This window comes from Thalassotalea profundi (assembly GCF_014653195.1).
Classification (GTDB): domain Bacteria; phylum Pseudomonadota; class Gammaproteobacteria; order Enterobacterales; family Alteromonadaceae; genus Thalassotalea_B; species Thalassotalea_B profundi.
Genome location: NZ_BNAH01000008.1, coordinates 70557 through 88981, shown reverse-complemented (window position 1 = coordinate 88981; position 18425 = coordinate 70557). Strand labels below are relative to the sequence as shown.

The window sequence follows — 18425 nt, the reverse complement described above, 5'->3', positions numbered from 1 at the left end:
TGATGGTATCTAAAAAAACTCTCTATTGACTCTCCACTAAACCACTATTTTTCTTTGTTCCTCTAGCCCCATTGATAATATAAATGGGTCTTCTTTTTGTTGGCTGATGAAATCTGATTTATTCTGCATACCTAACCAGTGATGTTTAATTAAGTTTTGTGCGACCGAACCACCTAATGTTGATCCTGGTCCTAGTATAATAAGTTTATCTGGCGCAAATTCTTTAATCGCTACCTCTATTGCTTTACTAAAATTATAAGGCTCTGTAACTTGAGTCCCTAAAGTATAGTGATAGAGTTGTTCAACATCAGTTGAATAAGGCTGCCAAATATTACCCAAACCATCGATTAATGGCAGTTTAGGAGCTACAAATTTATCATTACTTAGTAATTTTTTAGCTTTTATTGAGATCTCATTCATTAAAGGTGTATGGAAAGCCGCATGATTAAATAAGTTCATTGGATAACGATCTTGTACTAATGGCAAACTTTGCTCTAACGCTTTTAATCCCGGTTTATTTCCACCAAACACTAAATAACCACCTAAAGTTATTGATAAATAGACCTCATTACCACTTTCTTGATTTACTTGCTCGACGTGCGCCAATACTTCTTGCTGTATTTTTTTATTAATAACCCAGTTTTCATCGACTATAGGATAAATTAATTGACCACCAATAACGCCGTTACTCATCATCGATCCCATAGTGTTAATTAACTCGATTGAGTTTTCAGGATTTAAGGCCCCCGCAACTGCAAGGGCGATATACCATCCCATTGAGTTACCAGTAACGGCAACAATGTCATATTTATCGCGATCTATTGAATAAAAATCAGCTAAAGCACAGCCATAAATTACCGCAGATGCATTCTCGCCTGTGGTATGTTTACGCATTTGATAATTAAGCTCTGAATCTAATTCGCTAATTGGCGGTTGGTTTTGTAATTTCCGATAATCATCTATTATCGAAATAATTTCAGTTTTATCACGATGAAATCGCGATAAATAGCCTAACTCATCTTTGTTATAAGTGCCGCGGCCGGGGCAAATAACAACAGCCGTTAGTTTTTTATTCATTTGCGATCCTTATTGCGTTCACTACTTTTAGCTGTGTTTTTCACCATAGTTGTCACTTTATCGACTATTTCTTGGCATGAGGGCAATACTTCATAAGCCGCACTGCCTAAGGGAATAAAGCTGTCTTGCGCACAAATACGTTCAATCGGTTTACTAGCTAATTGCGCTTCAACTAATAACGCCATTAACGCCTCACTAATTGACCCTGTTTGTCGACATTCATCAACAATAAGTACCTGATCACATAGAGCGACTTGCGCTAAAATACCTTTTTCATCTAATGGGGCCAACCAGCGTAAATCAACCACTCGACAACGAATGCTGTTGTCAGCCAATATTTTTTCGGCTTGTCGTGATAAAAAATAGCCATTACCATAAGTTAAAATACATACATCCTTGCCTGTACCATACGTAGTTATTTGTAAATTTACCGCTTGCTCTATTTCTGGTTTAGGTTCGGGGTAAATATATGTCCATAGACCATCGCCCTCTTGATGTAGGTCTTTCGTCATATACAATGCAATAGGTTCTAAAAACACCACAACTTTTTGCTCTTCTTTGGCTAACCTCACTGATGAGCGCAACATTTCAACGGCATCTTTACCGTTTGATGGACACGCAAGTACAACACCAGGAATATCTCTAAATACAGCAAAAGAGTTGTCATTATGAAAATGACCTCCAAAACCTTTTTGGTAGGCTAGACCAGCAATTCTGATGACCATCGGATTGGTATATTGTCGATTAGAGAAAAATGACAACGTAGCCGCCTCACCACGAATTTGATCTTCTGCATTGTGCACATATGCAAGAAATTGAATTTCCGGAATCGGTAAAAAGCCATTATGCGCTAAACCAATTGCTCCACCTAAAATAGATTGTTCATCAAGTAGTGTATTAAGTACGCGATTTTGTCCAAAGCGCTCATGAAGCTTTGCTGTAACATTATATACACCACCTTTTCGAGCTATATCTTCACCTAGCATCACAATATCATTATGCTTCGCCATTAAATCCATTAATGTCCAATTAATAAGTTTAGCTAGGTGTTGTTTCTTACTTAAATTATGCTTTTCATGCGCAAAAAAACGAGAGCGCTCTTCAGTACTCAAGTTATTGGTATGTTTAGTTATACCACTTTCAACACTTGCTGGTAATAGACTTGCCATTACATCCTCAGCACTAGTCAACCTTGGTTTAGTAATGACACGCTCAGCAATATTTTCAATACGAGTCGCTGCTTGTTGGTAAATTTTAACAATTTGCTCCTTATCTAGAATATGATTTTCTAATAAGAGTGCAGCACTATGTAATAATGGGTCTTGATGCTCTATAGCTTCTATTTCTGATGGTTTACGATATACAAATTCAGCATCTGACCCCGCATGACCTAACAAGCGCACTAGTTTAATATGTAAAAACACAGGACATCGCTTTTCTCTTGCTATTTTTGCGGCTTTAAGTGAAGTTTGGTAAGTATCTATAAGGTTTAAACCATCGCAGGTTAGGTAAACAAGCCCAGCCCTATTTTTATAATTGGCTTCCACCCAACCAGTTGGAGTAGATGTTGAAATACCAATACCATTATCTTCACATATAAATACGATAGGCATTGGCAGTGACTGAAAACTAGCCCAAGCTGCACTATTTATTGCCCCTTGGGCTGTTGAATGATTTTGAGAGGCATCACCAAAACTACATACGACAATGCCGTCTTTTGGTAATTCACTTTCAAAGGCCAAGCGCTTTGCTAAATCAATACTAAAGGCAGTTCCCATCGCTTTTGGCAAATGTGAGGCAATAGTGCTCGTTTGCGGTGGGATAAATAAAGTTTTACTGCCGAGTACCTTATGTCGACCACCTGATATTGGATCGTCTTTAGAAGCTGCGAATGATAACAACATATCGTAAATAGGTGTTTGTCCCGGCACCTTTTTACTCCGCTGAATAACAAACGCACCACTTCGATAATGCAAAAATGCCATATCATCTAAACGAAACGCTTTCGCACAAGCAGCGTTACCTTCATGCCCTGAGCTACCTATAGTATAAAAGCTCTGTCCTTTTTTTTGCATTACTCTGGAATGCAAATCTAAGTGTCGGCTCAACACTTGTGTTTCAAATAAGTCGACAACATCAGCATGACTTAAACCGGCATTTTCTGGTGCTTGGTGTTGGCTCAACGACGGTAAGTTACCCGATAACACTTTACTTACAAAAGCATCTTTTAATAATTGATTACGATCTGACATTACCACTCCAATTACTGAGCTTATAATTAACCATTAACTTGCTCTCAGGTTAATGGTTAAATTGAGGTTGATACTTAAGTAAGAATTAAAAGAAAGCCTGAATGCCCGTTTGTGCTCGTCCTAAGATAAGCGCATGAACATCATGTGTACCTTCATAAGTATTAACGGCTTCTAAGTTCATCATATGGCGAATAATATGAAACTCATCACTAATACCATTACCGCCATGCATATCACGAGCAGTTCGAGCAATCTCCAAGGCTTTACCACATGAATTACGTTTAACTAACGAAATCGCTTCAGGGGCTAAAGTTCCCGCATCCATTAAACGACCAACTTGTAAGCAGGCAAATAACCCCGTAGTTATATCAGTTTGCATATCAGCAAGTTTCTTTTGAATAAGTTGAGTCGCCGCTAATGGTTTACCAAACTGTTCTCTATCTAAGGTGTATTGACGCGCCCCATGCCAGCAAAATTCAGCTGCGCCAAGTGCGCCCCATGCAATACCGTAACGTGCTTTATTTAAACAACCAAATGGTCCTGATAAACCTTTAACATTCGGAAGCATATTTTCATCAGGAACAAACACATTATCCATGACCACTTCACCAGTTATTGAAGCACGTAAGGAGAATTTACCCTCAATTTTGGGCGCTGATAAACCTTCCATGCCTTTCTCTAAAATAAAGCCTTTGATAACGCCGTCTAATTTAGCCCAAATAATAAAAATATCGGCAATAGGAGAGTTTGTGATCCACATTTTATTGCCTGTGATACGATAACCGCCATCAACCTTGGTCGCTTTAGTTGATAAACTCGCTGGATCTGAGCCTGAGTTAGGCTCAGTTAAGCCAAAACAACCGATATATTCAGCACTGGCAAGCTTAGGTAAGTACTTCATTTTTTGCTCTTCATTACCGTAAGCGTAGATTGGATGCATAACTAAAGATGACTGCACACTCATGGCGCTGCGGTAACCACTATCTACACGTTCTATCTCACGTGCAACTAAGCCATAGGTGACATAGTTAACACCCGCACAGCCGTATTTTTCTTCTATAGTACATCCTAGTAAGCCAAGTGCGCCTAGCTCTTTCATTATTTCTACGTCAAATACTTCATTTCTATTCGCCTCTAATACACGCGGCATTAGCTTATCTTGACAATATTGATGAGCACTATCACGGATCATGCGCTCATCTTCTGACAATAAAGAATCGAGTAATAAAGGATCTTGCCAATTAAAGCTTGGACGAGTAGTTGAAGTACCAGACATAGTCATTTCCTAATGTAAGTTAAATAAACCGAATAAATTAAACAGTTATTGTATAGATATTAGAATAAACAAAGCACAGACCAAGTTAAAATATTATTTTTCTTTACCTGTTATAGTTTTAACCTATAATGAGATATCACTTATATTATTTATAAAAAATGATGGATCTGCGTGCATTAAAGTATTTTGTCGCTGTAGTAGAGCAGCAAAGTTTTAGTGGTGCAGCTAAAGCCTGCTTTATTGCTCAACCTTCTATTTCTGCGGCAATTATTCAACTCGAGCAAGAGTTAAAACAAACTTTATTTATCCGCCATACCCGTGGCGTAAAAGTGACCGAACACGGTAAGAGACTGTACCCACTTGCTTCGCAATTACTTGGGCAAGCCGATGCCATTAAGCAAAGCTTTATTCAAAAACAAGATAAAATTACCTTTTTACTAGGCGTTACTCGTGGCTTAGGGGTAAAACGCATGAGTGCCCTCTTGAAAGATTTCACCTCTTCTCAACCGACCATGGAGTTAACACTTGTTCCCCATCAAGACGATGCCGATGCGAGAATTGTACTCAAAGAAGAGCTTAGACCTGACGAAAAGCATTTGAGTTTATGGCAAGAAGATTATGTATTAGCTTTACCAAGTAACCACCCTTTATCTCTACTGGACAAGATATCAATCTCAGATCTTCATCAAGTTGCCGCAATACATCGCTCCCCTTGTTTAGCTTGGCAAGCATTAAATGAAACGCTAGCACTCTCAGGTATTGAATTAGATATTAGGGCAAAAATACAAACCATTGATTATGCCTTAGGTCTAGTGAAAGCAGGATTAGGTTGTGCTTTAGTACCTGTTCATCCTGAAGTTCTAGAGCATAATGATATAGTATTTAAAGCCATTGACGGCCTTAAATTAACACGTGAAATTGTGCTAGCGTATGAGCAAGAATCTCCGATAGTAAATTCACTCACAATTATTGCTCAACAACATCAACTGATTGAATAACCCCTAACAATAATGCAAGTTGAGCAAAATAATACGTCACCATAATAACGCTATGATGAAAATTTAATGGTGAATAAAATTTATCTAAACCTATCATGGTATCTGAGACAACAAAGCTTAAACCACCAAGCATTAACCAATAATTACTCCTTAGAGATAAAACAGTTGAGATTGCCATTAATAATAAAACCAGCATATAAACAAATACAGGCACGAATAGCTCTTGCAATTCGCTTGCAAATAAACAAAAAGTGAACACACCACCAATAAGGTACCCGCTTGCTAATACCATATTTTTCTTAAACTTTAATTTGGATAACTCAGGCTTAAGACTTGCGATATAGCAAACATGAGCGATAAAAAAACTCGCAAGTCCGAAGATAAACCAATTAACTCTGTCGTAATCGAGAAAGAAATCCCCAATACCAGAAAAAACAATGCCCGCTAAAAATAATTTACCCCATGTATTATCTAAGTGCTTAATTGCAATAAATAATAAAATAAACATTGGTATTAATTTTACTAACCAACTTAAAGGGTATGGAGGGAACAAAGTTGAACAGGTAAAGAGCAAAGCAAAGAATATGAATGCCAATAATAAATAGCGATTAATCGATAACATAAATAGTATGGTTCTTGTTCAAATCGTATTTAGCTTAAACACTTTTACGAGTTAAAGCTAATGTAGTCTTATAATTATATTCAAGTTAAACTAATTAGCACAAAAGCCAATAATAAAAATAAGGGACAATAATGAGTACTGACAATAGACGAAATTTTTTAAAGTCAATGGCTGCATTAACTGCCGCAGGGATGGCATCAGGTTGTACGAACACCTCCAACATAAAGTATTCACCTAGCCAAGGAAAAAGTGTTGCAGGTCTTACTGTACCCAAAATGGATATTATTCGAGTTGGCTTTATCGGAGTTGGCGAAAGAGGTTATGGTCATGTGAAACACTTTTGCCATCTTGAAGGTGTCTCTATTACTGCCATATGCGATACCAATGAAAAAGTTATTGATCGCTCTTTGGCGTATGTACAAAAACAAGGCTTGCCTACTCCTGCACGCTATAGCAAAGGAGAGCTAGCTTACAAAGACATGTTAGAACGTCAAGACATCGATATTATTATCATTTCAACACCTTGGCGTTGGCATACGCCCATGGCAGTAGATACCATGGAAAGTGGAAAACATGCCTTTGTTGAAGTGCCAGCAGCAACAACAGTTGATGAATGCTGGCAGTTAGTAAACACTGCTGAACGTACACAAAAAAATTGTATGATGATGGAGAATGTTTGTTACGGCCGTGATGAATTAATGGTGTTAAACATGGTACGCCAAGGGTTATTTGGTCAGTTACTACATGGTGAGGCAGCCTATATTCATGAATTGCGTTGGCAAATGAAAGAAATACACGAAAAAACAGGCTCATGGCGCACTCACTGGCACACCAAGGTTAACGGAAATTTATACCCAACCCATGGTTTAGGTCCTGTTTCTCAATATATGAATATTAACCGAGGCGATCGTTTCGACTACCTCACTTCAACGAGTTCACCAGCATTAGGCCGAAAAGCCTACGCACAGCGAGAATTTCCCGTAGATCACGAGCGCAACCAATTAAATTTTATTGCAGGTGACATGAATACCACCATGATAAAAACCGTCAATGGCAGAAGTATCATGGTGCAACACGATACAACAACGCCACGCCCCTATTCTCGTCATAATTATATCCAAGGAACCAATGGCGCTTTTTCGGGTTTTCCTAATAGAATAGCCCTTGAGAAAATACCCGAAGCAATCAGTAATGTTTATCAACAACAATTTTCTGTCGCACATCAAAAATGGGTGACAAAGGGTAAAAAAGGCAGGGAGCCGTCTCTACACAACTTTCATCATTGGGATTACAACATGGCACATTGGCAACAAAATTTTGATCACCCTTTATGGATACAAATGGGCCAAGAAGCACAACGTAATGGAGGGCACGGAGGTATGGACTTTTTAATGCTTTGGCGAATGGTGTATTGTTTACGAAATGGTGAAGCGTTAGATCAAGACGTTTATGACGCAGCTTCTTGGTCAGTTATTACCCCCTTAAGTGCTGATTCAGTGAGCGATAGAAGTAATAGTAAAGACATTCCTGATTTTACTCGCGGTCACTGGAAAACCAATACACCCCTGACGATCGTAACTTAACTAAAAATAAGAAAACTATTGAAAACACTCATTATTTTAGCTGCAGGAAATGGTAGCCGTTTTGGTGGTCCAAAACAATTAACATGTTTTGGCCCCTTAAACCGCCCCCTAATGTCGTACAATATTGATCACGCACATCAAGCAGGTTATCGAAAATTTATTATCGTTTGCCAGCAAAAGCATGAGCAATTAATACAAACACTGCCTTTATATCAGCATTTTTCCGATAGTGAATACCACACAGTGATTCAAAAAAATCAAAGCTTACCAGACTCACTATCAAAAAAAATTGGACATTCAAAACCATTAGGTACAGCCCATGCCTTATGGTGTTGCCATAATTTAATCGACGATAATTTTACTGTAATTAATGGTGACGATTATTATGGAGCTCACGCATTCACCTTGTTATATAATGCTAATTTACACAATAAAAGTCAGCACTACCTTGTCGGCTACCCACTAAAAAACACCCTTTCGGCACATGGCGGCGTTAATAGAGGTATTTGCAGTATCTCAAAAAATAATACACTACTTGAAATTTCTGAAGTAACAAACATAAGACAATCACCTAAAGGAATAATTAGCGATACTAAAAACAATCGGGCAAGTGACTTAAATGATAACGACTTAGTATCAATGAACTGTTGGTCGTTTCATCCCCAAATTTTTGACACATTAGCTGAGCTCATTAGTCATTCCTTATCTTCACTTAATAACCAACAAGAATGTTATTTACCCGATGCCGCAATGAAAGCAATTAACGATGAAAAAGCCTGTATAGAAGTACTTACTTCACATGACGAATGGTTTGGCGTAACATATGCGGCTGATTCAGATATTGTCCACAATAAATTAGCACTATTAACCGAAAAAGGACTATTTCATTAGTTAATAATGAAGTTCAAAATGCGTATGAGCAAAGCAGTAGAGCGCACCACTTTACAAAGAGTACTTCCCCATTATCACTGTTCTTTAAATAATAGTACTGTGGCTCCTTTAGGAAATGGCTTAATTAATAGCACATTCTTAGTGCGCTCAATTAATACTAACTTTGTATTACAGAAAATTAATCAACATGTTTTTCCTAAACCTGGTGACGTTGTTAATAATGCCGAATTAATTAATAATCATTTATTAAATAAACAAACGCAAGGTCAATATCAATTAACACCTATGCGTCAAATAGAAAACAACGACAATAAGGTATTCTCATTAGTTGATCGTAATTACTGGCGTGCCATAGAATATATTCCTAATTGTTATACCATTGAAGCTGTCGACACCCCTGAGCAAGCACAACAAGTTGCAGCAGCATTTGCTAAATTCACTCATGCACTGGCTGACTTTCCAGCACAAGAGTTAGCCGTTATCATCCCTAGCTTTCACCATCTTGGGCATAGACTATCACAATTAAAAACAGCGGCTAAAAGCAACACAAATGATCGCCTACAACATTGCAGCGAACTACTTGAATTTTGTTTATCTGAGCATGAATTCATTAAAAGCGTAGCGGAATTAGAAGCAAGTTTACCTTTGCGAGTTACTCATAATGACACCAAGATAAATAATCTACTTTTTTGTGCAAGTAATAATAACCCTACTGCTGTTATTGATTTAGATACCTGTATGCCTGGTTTTATAATGCACGACTTTGGCGATATGGTTAGAACCTGCTGCTCAAACTTACCTGAAGACGGTAAAAACATAGAAGAAATGTATGTCCGTGAAGATATCCTTTCAGCCTTAGCAAAAGGATATTTAAGTGAATTAGATAACCACATTAACGAACTTGAAAAGCAAAGTTTAGTTATAGGGGCTCAATTACTGCCATTTATGATTGGTATTCGCTTTCTTACCGACTTTATTGATGGCGATAATTACTTCCACACAAAGTATGAGATGCATAACTTAGATCGCGCGAAAAACCAAATAAAACTCTATTCATTACTCAAGAATATCCAACCTAAAATTCACGACATGATCTATCAACTGTCTAGATAACATACTAATTTCAATATTACCTTTTTCTGTTATAGTTAATTAGAACACCATAGAGAAAACATCTACCATTGCGCAGTTCACGCGCTATATCAGAGGTAATAAAATGAAGTTAAATGTAAAAGTAGGTGGGTTGATTATTGTAATATTAGCCTCATTTTTACTGTTAATGTTTGTAGGTTTGACAACATTACGAATTGCAAGCACTGACGATAATAAAGCGCGTGTAGAGCAACTATTTAAATCAACCTACAACATAGTTACTGAAATGGAAGACTATGTAGAAAGCGGCAAAATCACCGAAGAAGAAGCTAAAACCCTAGCTACCTACTTACTCAGAAATAATAAATATCACCAGTCTGAATATGTTTATGTCGCCGATGAAAATCTTAATTTTATTGCCACCCCCTTAGATCCTCAATTACATGGCACAAGTTTTAATGAATTTAAAGACGGAAAAGGTAATAGTGTCGGTAAAATATTAGAAAATGCAGTAAGACAAAGACCCAATGGAATTGCTGAATACGAATGGACTCAAAAACAAGCTGATGGCAGTATCGAAAATAAACTCTCAATAGCACAACAAACCCCTAAATGGGGCTGGTATGTTGGTACCGGGATCGGCTTTTCAGAAGTTGAAGCTCGCTTTTGGGATAGTGCTAAATGGCAAGTAACAATCTGCTTAATTTTAACCGCAGCAATTGGCTTTATATTGATTTGGTCAACTCGAAAATTATTATCTGATCTAGGCGGTGAGCTAGACGATGTACTCGCCATCGTTCAAAAAGTAGCAAAAGGCGACCTAACCGTTAACGTCAAAAATAATGCAAAACCCGACTCTATCTATGGTTCTATGATTTATCTTAGCGAAGCATTAGCAAAAGTATTAAGTAATGTAGAAAAGTCTACAGCCAAACTACGCCAAGAAGCAGAAGATGCTAACAATCGAACCGGTCAAATAGATATGGCATTTGAATCACAAATGGCTGAAATAGACATGGTAGCGACAGCAATTACTGAAATGGCCGCAACATCTCAAACCGTTGCCGATAATGCCAGCGGCGCAGCGGCATCAACCAAGGAAGCAGATCAACAAGGAGATAGAGCACATAAAATTGTTGATGCAGCGGTGATTTCAATTGAAACACTTGCCTCACAAATCGACGATGCCAGCAATGTTATTACTGAACTAGGTAATGATGTTTCTAATATCGTTTCAGTGCTCGATGTTATTCGCAGTATTGCAGATCAAACCAATCTGCTTGCGCTTAATGCAGCAATTGAAGCGGCCAGAGCAGGAGAACAAGGAAGAGGTTTTGCCGTTGTGGCAGAAGAAGTCAGAAACTTAGCGCAACGCACTCAACAAAGCACTGAAGAAATTCAAAATATGATACAACGCTTACAAGCTGGTTCTAATAGAGGCGTTGAAACAATGTCACTCAGTAAAGCGTCCAGTGAAGGCACTGTAGAGCAAACCCAAGAAGCCGCCAATGCACTCAACCAAGTCGCATTAGCACTCAGCACAATTACAGATATGAACAATCAAATAGCGATTGCTGCCGACGAACAAAATAAGGTGGGTGAAGATATATCACAACGCGTAAACATGATTTCGCAAAGCTCACACAATGCCGTGGAATTAGTTCATTCAGGTAAAAAATCCACGCAAGCATTGATAGAATTAAGTGAAGAGTTAGAATCATTTATGTCACACTTTAAAATGCCAACCTAATAATCGAATAATGTTGCAGAAGGAGGCCGTTCGCTTCTGCAACTCTCCACTTAATAGTTACCTGTCTTATTTATTCTTCTCAACTTCTTCGTTAGTTTAATTAATGGACTTCATAGCTTAATTTTTCTCAAGTCACGCATGTATTTTTGTCGTTTGCCTGTAATTATGTAGCGATATACGATGACAATAGAGAAAAATGTATTGGTTAAGTTTATGAATTATATTAGCGTAATAGAAAGATACCATGAATATAAAGCGCCAATTCATGAGCTAATGGCTTCAATTGTAGCAGGCGCTTTTGATGAAGCTTTTTTTGATGATGAAAACTTACTAAAAACCTCAATGAAATGGTTAGGGCAAAACTACCCTTTTGTTGAACTCATGTTTACGTTAGATAAAGATGGCGTGCAAGTTAGCAACAACATTACTAATAAAAAACAATATTCTAATCACAAAAGCAAAGGAAAGGGGGTAGACCGTTCTTACCGTCCTTATTTTCTTATCGCTAATGAAAGTAATGATATAGTTGTAACGGATCCTTATTTATCCACATCTAGCCATAAGCTCTGTATTTCAACAGCCGTAAAGTATACGAATAAACTAAATGAAGTGGTTGGCTTTCTTGTTATCGATATTGACTTAGAACATGCCATTGAATTTTTAATGGGTGATAGAAAACGTAAAAAATTTCATCCTTTTTTCATCTGTATTTATTCCTTTATTGTCATCGGCCTATTTTTTGTTGTCGGTATACTTTTATACTCAGCAGGTAGTGAAATTTTTCAATTATTAATTGCTCCTACCCCTGAAAATATTCACCTAAAACCCTTTGGGATCATTATATTTCTCACTTTAGCACTAGCGATCTTTGACTTAGGTAAAACAACCATGGAAGAAGAAGTCTTAATGAAAAAAGATATCTTTCGACATAGCTCAACACGAAGAACAATTACCCGCTTTATTGCTACCATATTAATTGCAGTATCAATAGAGGCATTATTGCTTATGTTTAAATCAGTATTAGGGGCACCTGAGTACCTTGGTAATGCTGTAGCTATGATGGCAGCTTCTGTAGGATTATTAATTGGTTTAGGTATTTATGTTTATTTAGGGGCTAAAGCAGAAACCTTGCTCAAACAAAGCCATTTTAATAAATAATAATTTATAGTATCACATGATGTTCTGCCCTAAAAAAAACTCAGATATTTTAGGGCGGAACAAGTATCACTTCCCCCCGGAAAATAGAGGGTTAATAATTAAATTTTCTTTTAAAAACTATAGCTTATGCCCATTTCAACTGAACGTTCTGGCCCTGCATATATACCTTGACGTAGGCCTGTGATATAGCGTTTATCAGTTAAGTTTTTAACTGCACCAAACACTCGTATATTATCAGCAACATTATATTGTGCTGTTAAATCTAATAACGTATACGATGGCATTAATCCCCCCCAAATACCACCAGCTGCATCTGTTGGAATATCTTCAATATTGCTCGCATCACCAAATTGTTCGCCTCTGTGGTGCACTGTAATAGCAGCATTAAAATGCTCATATTCATAATTTAGCGCTAAATTAGCCACAATTTTTGGCGCGTAAGGAAGTCGATTACCTTGATATTCACCACTTTTAAATTCTGATGTAGGCACCCAAGTCGCGTTACTATCGATGCTAAACCCGCCACCAAGCACATAACCTAGCATAAACTCCATGCCTAAGTGCTCTGTTTTACCGCCATTAGACTGCGATAAATTTGGATCACTATTACCAGTAACAACTTGATTGCTGAAATTCATCAAAAACGCAGCAACTTCATAACTAATTTCACCTTGATTACCACGTAAGCCTAACTCATAGTTAGTCGAACGCTCACCATCCAAATTTTGATCCATTAAACCATCAAGAGCAACACCATTCGTAGCAGGTGAAAATGCACGATACACACCACCATATATCTGAGCTGAATCATTAACATTGTAAGTAACTCCAACACCCGGTAAAAACTCAGTATTACTTGTTTTTGCTGTGCTGTTATCATCTGTTAATATCACACGTTTTTGTTCGTATGACTCAACGCGAATACCTGGAGTTACAGCAAACGCATCTGATAATTCAATACGCGTTTGTCCATGTGCTGCAAAACTGTTTGCAGAATCAATTCTATGGCGATCATTAACGCCTGTCCGATCCGCACTACGTACCGCACGAATACGCGTATCATTTGATTCTTCTTGCATAAAGCGCAAACCAAATTCACTACTAGCGGTCATATCAAATAACTGATGTTCTAAATTCAAACGGGTTTCTATTCCCACACGATCAAACGAGCGGTTATTGCCCGATAATGTGTCTTTATAAACCCATTTACCTGCGATGTTCGATGCTGCTGTATCAACATCATATCGCCAGTAATCACGACTCACTTCGCTCCAATATGCCAACGTTTTTAATGTTGCGTTATCAGAAACTTCCCACTCATGATTAATATCAAAAGCAGTACGATCAGTTAAATATTTATCATCTGCCCCAGGATTATAATCGGCTCCTGCTAAATAATCGTCCATCAATAAACCGCGGTAAGATATATCCGCATCATTTTCATAACGTGAAATTTTAATACCAAGCTTTTGACCATTACTAAAAACAACCCCTGCTTTTGCCATCACATCAGTCATTTCGTAGCTTTTATCCATAAATCCATCACTGCTAGCGTGTGTAGCCACAATACCAGCAAAGGCGTCTTCTGATGCACTTTTGCCACCAGCTTCTAAGCTAAGTTCGTGCATATTAAATGAACCAGCTCTTGCTGTGAGCATTACTCCATCATCAGGAGTTTTGGTCTGATAGTTAACTACACCACCAATAGTTGATGGGCCATAGCGAAGAGACGATGAGCCTTTTAGTACTTCAACTTTTTCTATACGTTGAATACGTGGATTAAAGTAACGATCATTACCAATAAATAGACCAGGAGCAACTGGCACACCATCTTCTAACATAAGAGATTTAGATTCACTAGCTGATAAGCCACGAATACCAAAATTTGCAACAATAGCGGTTTCTTCTTCACTTTTCGTATTTATACCAGGAATACGACGAAGTATATCTTCAGTAGATAAAGGTTGAATTTTTTCAATTTGTTGGCGGTTTATTACAACAACGGAGCCTGTATGATCTAATATTACTGAATTAGCATTACCCACCACCTGAATAACTTCCATGGCTGGCATAATAGATTCTTTGTTTTTTTCCTGCTCAGCAACCGTATTTAGTGATACTAAGGCAAATCCAATTGCCAACGAAAGCGACTTCTTTTTTGTCTTCATGATGAGAGTACCTACAATATTTAGTCTAACCTTTAAAATTGGCGAGATTAGAACACATATATAAATACGAATCAATTTCATTAAGACTATTTTTATGTATCGTTTATAAGTGAGGCTGCAGCTTTGTTATTTAAATAAAGAACGAGAGCAATAAATATATTTAGGTATGTTTTATTAAGTAAATATTAAAGCATTGCTTTATTAACATAACTTGCTTTTTCAAAGTCACAGACATTCATAGCAATATTAGGGACATGTGGAAACATTTCCGCTAACTTTTTAACAATAACATTAGAAAGCTTTGCTTTTTGCTCGATTGTTCGCCCTTCCATAATATGAGCAAATACATGAATAAAATCTTCCTGTTTATTCCCCACAAGAAATGTTTTAAATGGATTTACTCTCACTTTTATATCATTTTCGTCAAATAACCCTGTTAAATGGGCAGTAAAATGAATTTGCTCGTTTATCGTACTTTCATCATGCTGTGATAAAATACTTACAGAACAATCAATCACAAAATGCGGCATAGGAATTCCTTTTATATTAAGAAAGGTAGAGTGACTATAAAAATATTTAAAATAGACTAAATAATATCACCAAAGTTAATCTACCTGTATTTTCTAACACACTTTCGCTAATTTTTGGTAAATTAACTATTAATACCATCACTTATAAAACAACATATTATGGCAACTTTAGTTCTAGAAGACTTTTTTCCTTATCAACTAACGCATCTTCAAGCATTAGTAACAAATAACATTGCTCAAATTTATACAGGACAGTTTGAGTTAACTCCTCAACAATGGCGCGTATTAGCGGTCCTTGGTAATAATTCCCCACTTTCTGCGAAAGAAATAAGTATTCAAGCAAATTTAGAAAAAATGCCAACAAGTAGAGCAATAATAGGTATGCTGGAGCAAAAGTTACTGCTTAGAAGTGCACACGATGGCGATAAACGTTCTTCATTACTCAGTTTAACCAAGAAAGCTGAGACTATTTATCAGCAACTAGTACCGCTTGCTTTAAAGAGAGAGCAAGAGCTGCTTTCAGTGCTGACAACTAAAGAGCAGCAACAAATAAAAACAATGTTTGAAAAACTTGCAATTCAATCGAGAAGTCTCGGTAAGTAAAGTATGGCTATCTCCCCTGATGAGACGCCATAAAAGTAGTATAGAGTTGTTTTGATTCGCTCATTTTTAAGAAATAATCGGTACGTAGTTCTAATTCATCCTGATCTATAAGCTTATTCTGCCACATCACATATAGTTCACTCATTTTATTCGCTTCATAGATAAAACACCCTAACTTATTATGTTCAAGCACTTTATTTCTAGGTGTTTCAGCATTTATTTTAAGTTGTAACCCTAATGCTCGAATAATGGGATCTGGCAGTTTCCAATATTTCGCTATTTCAAACGATAAACGCTTAGCATATTTTTCAACCATGAGTTTAAAAGCTAACGAATTAGGTTGTACGTCAGGACTTACATGACTAAAAGCGTCAATCATTATCTGAAATATGATCATTTCACCTAAATTACAAATTAGACCAATAAAATAAGCGGTATTAGCGTGCTCTTTCATTTCACTATTTAGGACGATTAATTTACTTATTGCGCCGCATTTTAAACAATGTTGCCAAATTTTCTCGCCAAATTGCTTATAGTAAACATTACCTTTAGGAGTGAAATTTTTTAAAAAACTATAGAGCACTCCTTCTAAAAGCCCCTGACTTCCCATCGCCATAAATGCAGATTTTAAATCTGTCACAGGTTTATCACTTCGTTGAAAACCCGCACTATTAGCCAATTTTATCACCTCAGCGGCTATACTCGGTTCTTGCTTAATCACTTCTATTAATATATTTACGTCAAAATCAGGGGTATTTATTTCAGACATTAACGTAGTAACTGAACGAGGTAATACGGGTAAGGAATTAAAGATTAACTGAGGTGAATCTTGTGGATATATCAATAGGCCTTCTATCGTTCTACTCACATAATCGCTTAAGGGATCAAGTAAAGTCTGTGTGTTAATCTCACCAAATAAATAGACAAAAAACTGCTCAGAATGAGACGAAGATAACTCAGTTCTCTTAATGACTGATGAAACCTTTATTATTTCGTTATTTTTATTACGGTTAAGATGTTGCTGAATGTGATCGATTGAGTTCTTTGAACTATTAGCCTCTTCAGCACGACTTGTTTCAAAATAATGGTAGTTAATATCTCCCTTCTTTTTTACAAAAGAAGGGAATAACCTATTAATCAAAGCTTTAAACACTCAATAAAACCCGTTATCTCAAACCAATTAATATAAGTGTAATGTATAAATAGTTTTATGGATCTTTTTAGCTAATCAAATTAAATAAAAGTGAAAATACTTAACACTTATTATTAATAATGCTTTTTACTAAAGTTAGGCCAGAATGCTCACATTCAGGTAATTCAGCATCACTTTGGCTAATAGCATCGGTTCTTATCCCCCATTTTATTAAATGAGCGCTCCATGTTAAACCGCCACCAAATGCAGGCATTAAGATCATATCACCCGACTTAACCTTCCCCTCTTCAACAGCCTCAACTAAGGCAACCAATATAGTGGCGGCTGACATATTGCCATATTTTTCAATATTGACAAAAACACTGTCTTTATCCATTTTTAGTTTTTTAACTAAGGTATCAATAATACGTAAATTCGCTTGGTGTGGCACCACTAAGTCAATTTCATCAGCGGAAATTTCTGACTTTTCTAGTACTTTATCACATGCTTGGGCCATGCCTGATACAGCTTTTTTAAAAATTTCTTGTCCTAAAAATGCCCAGTTTGATTCACCAAAATATTTTTGTTGATTGGCATATTTCATTCCCCATCCTTGCACCGACAAAATATCACGGGCTTCACCATAACAACCTAAAGACTCAGCCAATACACCCGTTTGTTCATCAGCACTTTCAAGATATAGCGCTGCTGCTCCGTCACCAAATAGCACAGCAACATCGCGGTTAGTCCAGTCCATAATAGGTGATATACATTCAGCGCCAATAACAAGCGCAGAAGAAACAACACCACTTCGGATCATTGAATTGGCAACAGTTAAACTGTACATGCCCCCAGTACAAGCCGTGCTTACGTCCATACAAGCAGCGTTGTTAGCACCTAAAATACGTTGTACATTTGATGCGGCATTGGGACATATTTCATCAAATGTTGTACTGCCAAAGACAATAAGATCAACATCAGCCACTGTTTTCCCAGCCGCAGCTAAAGCACGCTGACATGCCACAGCAGCTAACTCACTTACATTGACATGAGAGATTCTGCGCTCTTTCATACCAGTTCGAGAGGTGATCCATTCGTCACTCGTATCAAGAAATGTTGCCAGATCATCATTTGTTAAAACCGCAGGAGGTAAACATTTCCCCCAACCACTAATATTGGCATATGTCATGAATAACCTTAATATTTTGTATGCTGCATATAATCAGCAAAAAACTAGTCTATTTTATAGAATAAAGTGGTCGGCAGATAAAGTCTATAAGCAGGGAAGTTGAA

The 18425-nt window shown here is 37.1% G+C and carries 15 protein-coding genes; 7 read left to right on the top strand and 8 right to left on the bottom strand.

Annotated elements, in window-relative coordinates; all coding sequences use genetic code 11:
* Nucleotides 1-36 precede the first annotated feature (36 nt).
* The 3 genes from IE155_RS10985 to IE155_RS10975 form a co-directional block, all read right to left on the bottom strand.
* Nucleotides 37-1077, bottom strand: a complete 1041-nt coding sequence (locus IE155_RS10985) for an ACP S-malonyltransferase (protein ID WP_189378308.1) — start codon at nucleotides 1075-1077, stop codon at nucleotides 37-39.
* The gene (locus tag IE155_RS10980; protein ID WP_189378307.1) at nucleotides 1074-3329 is read right to left on the bottom strand and encodes a thiamine pyrophosphate-dependent enzyme; all 2256 of its coding nucleotides are present in this window, start codon (nucleotides 3327-3329) and stop codon (nucleotides 1074-1076) included. Before IE155_RS10980 ends, IE155_RS10985 begins: the two co-directional genes overlap by 4 nt.
* Before the next feature lie 85 nt (nucleotides 3330-3414).
* Complete coding sequence (locus IE155_RS10975) at nucleotides 3415-4605, bottom strand: acyl-CoA dehydrogenase (protein WP_189378306.1); 1191 nt, start codon at nucleotides 4603-4605, stop codon at nucleotides 3415-3417.
* A gap of 158 nt (nucleotides 4606-4763) precedes the next feature.
* On the opposite strand from IE155_RS10975, the gene IE155_RS10970 reads away from it, so the two are divergent.
* Complete coding sequence (locus IE155_RS10970) at nucleotides 4764-5603, top strand: LysR family transcriptional regulator (RefSeq protein ID WP_229817232.1); 840 nt, start codon at nucleotides 4764-4766, stop codon at nucleotides 5601-5603.
* Here the strand turns inward: IE155_RS10970 and IE155_RS10965 are convergent.
* Nucleotides 5572-6225, bottom strand: a complete 654-nt coding sequence (locus tag IE155_RS10965) for a lysoplasmalogenase (RefSeq protein WP_268245253.1) — start codon at nucleotides 6223-6225, stop codon at nucleotides 5572-5574. The genes IE155_RS10970 and IE155_RS10965 overlap by 32 nt on opposite strands.
* A 131-nt stretch (nucleotides 6226-6356) precedes the next feature.
* Between IE155_RS10965 and IE155_RS10960 the strand changes: the two genes are divergently transcribed.
* The 5 genes from IE155_RS10960 (at nucleotide 6357) to IE155_RS10940 (ending at nucleotide 12699) form a co-directional block, all read left to right on the top strand.
* Nucleotides 6357-7808, top strand: coding sequence for a Gfo/Idh/MocA family oxidoreductase (locus IE155_RS10960; protein ID WP_189378304.1), 1452 nt, complete (start codon nucleotides 6357-6359; stop codon nucleotides 7806-7808).
* Nucleotides 7809-7826: 18 nt separating this feature from the next.
* Nucleotides 7827-8699: a nucleotidyltransferase family protein gene (locus IE155_RS10955; protein WP_189378303.1), complete on the top strand. Its 873-nt coding sequence runs from the start codon at nucleotides 7827-7829 to the stop codon at nucleotides 8697-8699.
* 24 nt (nucleotides 8700-8723) lie between these two features.
* Nucleotides 8724-9812 carry a phosphotransferase enzyme family protein gene (locus tag IE155_RS10950; protein WP_189378302.1) on the top strand — a complete coding sequence of 363 codons (1089 nt, stop codon included), beginning with the start codon at nucleotides 8724-8726 and terminating at the stop codon, nucleotides 9810-9812.
* Between the two features lie 103 nt (nucleotides 9813-9915).
* Nucleotides 9916-11541, top strand: coding sequence for a methyl-accepting chemotaxis protein (locus IE155_RS10945; RefSeq protein ID WP_189378301.1), 1626 nt, complete (start codon nucleotides 9916-9918; stop codon nucleotides 11539-11541).
* Nucleotides 11542-11754: 213 nt separating this feature from the next.
* Entirely contained in the window at nucleotides 11755-12699 is a 945-nt protein-coding gene (locus IE155_RS10940) for a PDC sensor domain-containing protein (protein WP_189378300.1), read from the top strand.
* Nucleotides 12700-12809: 110 nt separating this feature from the next.
* Here IE155_RS10940 and IE155_RS10935 read toward each other — a convergent pair whose 3' ends face one another.
* Both IE155_RS10935 and IE155_RS10930 read right to left on the bottom strand, forming a co-directional pair.
* Nucleotides 12810-14867: a TonB-dependent receptor family protein gene (locus IE155_RS10935; protein ID WP_189378299.1), complete on the bottom strand. Its 2058-nt coding sequence runs from the start codon at nucleotides 14865-14867 to the stop codon at nucleotides 12810-12812.
* Nucleotides 14868-15052: 185 nt separating this feature from the next.
* A complete protein-coding gene (locus IE155_RS10930) occupies nucleotides 15053-15397 on the bottom strand; it encodes a 5-carboxymethyl-2-hydroxymuconate Delta-isomerase (RefSeq protein WP_189378298.1) in 345 nt (114 codons plus the stop codon).
* 159 nt (nucleotides 15398-15556) lie between these two features.
* On the opposite strand from IE155_RS10930, the gene IE155_RS10925 reads away from it, so the two are divergent.
* Nucleotides 15557-16000: a MarR family winged helix-turn-helix transcriptional regulator gene (locus IE155_RS10925; RefSeq protein ID WP_189378297.1), complete on the top strand. Its 444-nt coding sequence runs from the start codon at nucleotides 15557-15559 to the stop codon at nucleotides 15998-16000.
* A 7-nt stretch (nucleotides 16001-16007) separates the two neighbouring features.
* Here the strand turns inward: IE155_RS10925 and IE155_RS10920 are convergent, their stop codons facing one another.
* Entirely contained in the window at nucleotides 16008-17153 is a 1146-nt protein-coding gene (locus IE155_RS10920; protein ID WP_189378296.1) for an HDOD domain-containing protein, read from the bottom strand.
* 100 nt (nucleotides 17154-17253) lie between these two features.
* Nucleotides 17254-18321 (bottom strand): ketoacyl-ACP synthase III, encoded by a 1068-nt coding sequence (locus IE155_RS10915; protein WP_189378295.1) that lies wholly within the window; start codon nucleotides 18319-18321, stop codon nucleotides 17254-17256.
* Nucleotides 18322-18425: the final 104 nt, after the last annotated feature.

Bases quoted from the DNA above. Each gene is read 5' to 3' on its own strand.
- IE155_RS10985 (WP_189378308.1), bottom strand. From the start codon at position 1,077: ATGAATAAAAAACTAACGGCTGTTGTTATTTGCCCCGGCCGCGGCACT.
- IE155_RS10980 (WP_189378307.1), bottom strand. From the start codon at position 3,329: ATGTCAGATCGTAATCAATTATTAAAAGATGCTTTTGTAAGTAAAGTG.
- IE155_RS10975 (WP_189378306.1), bottom strand. From the start codon at position 4,605: ATGTCTGGTACTTCAACTACTCGTCCAAGCTTTAATTGGCAAGATCCT.
- IE155_RS10970 (WP_229817232.1), top strand. From the start codon at position 4,764: ATGATGGATCTGCGTGCATTAAAGTATTTTGTCGCTGTAGTAGAGCAG.
- IE155_RS10965 (WP_268245253.1), bottom strand. From the start codon at position 6,225: ATGTTATCGATTAATCGCTATTTATTATTGGCATTCATATTCTTTGCT.
- IE155_RS10960 (WP_189378304.1), top strand. From the start codon at position 6,357: ATGAGTACTGACAATAGACGAAATTTTTTAAAGTCAATGGCTGCATTA.
- IE155_RS10950 (WP_189378302.1), top strand. From the start codon at position 8,724: ATGAGCAAAGCAGTAGAGCGCACCACTTTACAAAGAGTACTTCCCCAT.
- IE155_RS10945 (WP_189378301.1), top strand. From the start codon at position 9,916: ATGAAGTTAAATGTAAAAGTAGGTGGGTTGATTATTGTAATATTAGCC.
- IE155_RS10940 (WP_189378300.1), top strand. From the start codon at position 11,755: ATGAATTATATTAGCGTAATAGAAAGATACCATGAATATAAAGCGCCA.
- IE155_RS10935 (WP_189378299.1), bottom strand. From the start codon at position 14,867: ATGAAGACAAAAAAGAAGTCGCTTTCGTTGGCAATTGGATTTGCCTTA.
- IE155_RS10930 (WP_189378298.1), bottom strand. From the start codon at position 15,397: ATGCCGCATTTTGTGATTGATTGTTCTGTAAGTATTTTATCACAGCAT.
- IE155_RS10925 (WP_189378297.1), top strand. From the start codon at position 15,557: ATGGCAACTTTAGTTCTAGAAGACTTTTTTCCTTATCAACTAACGCAT.
- IE155_RS10915 (WP_189378295.1), bottom strand. From the start codon at position 18,321: ATGACATATGCCAATATTAGTGGTTGGGGGAAATGTTTACCTCCTGCG.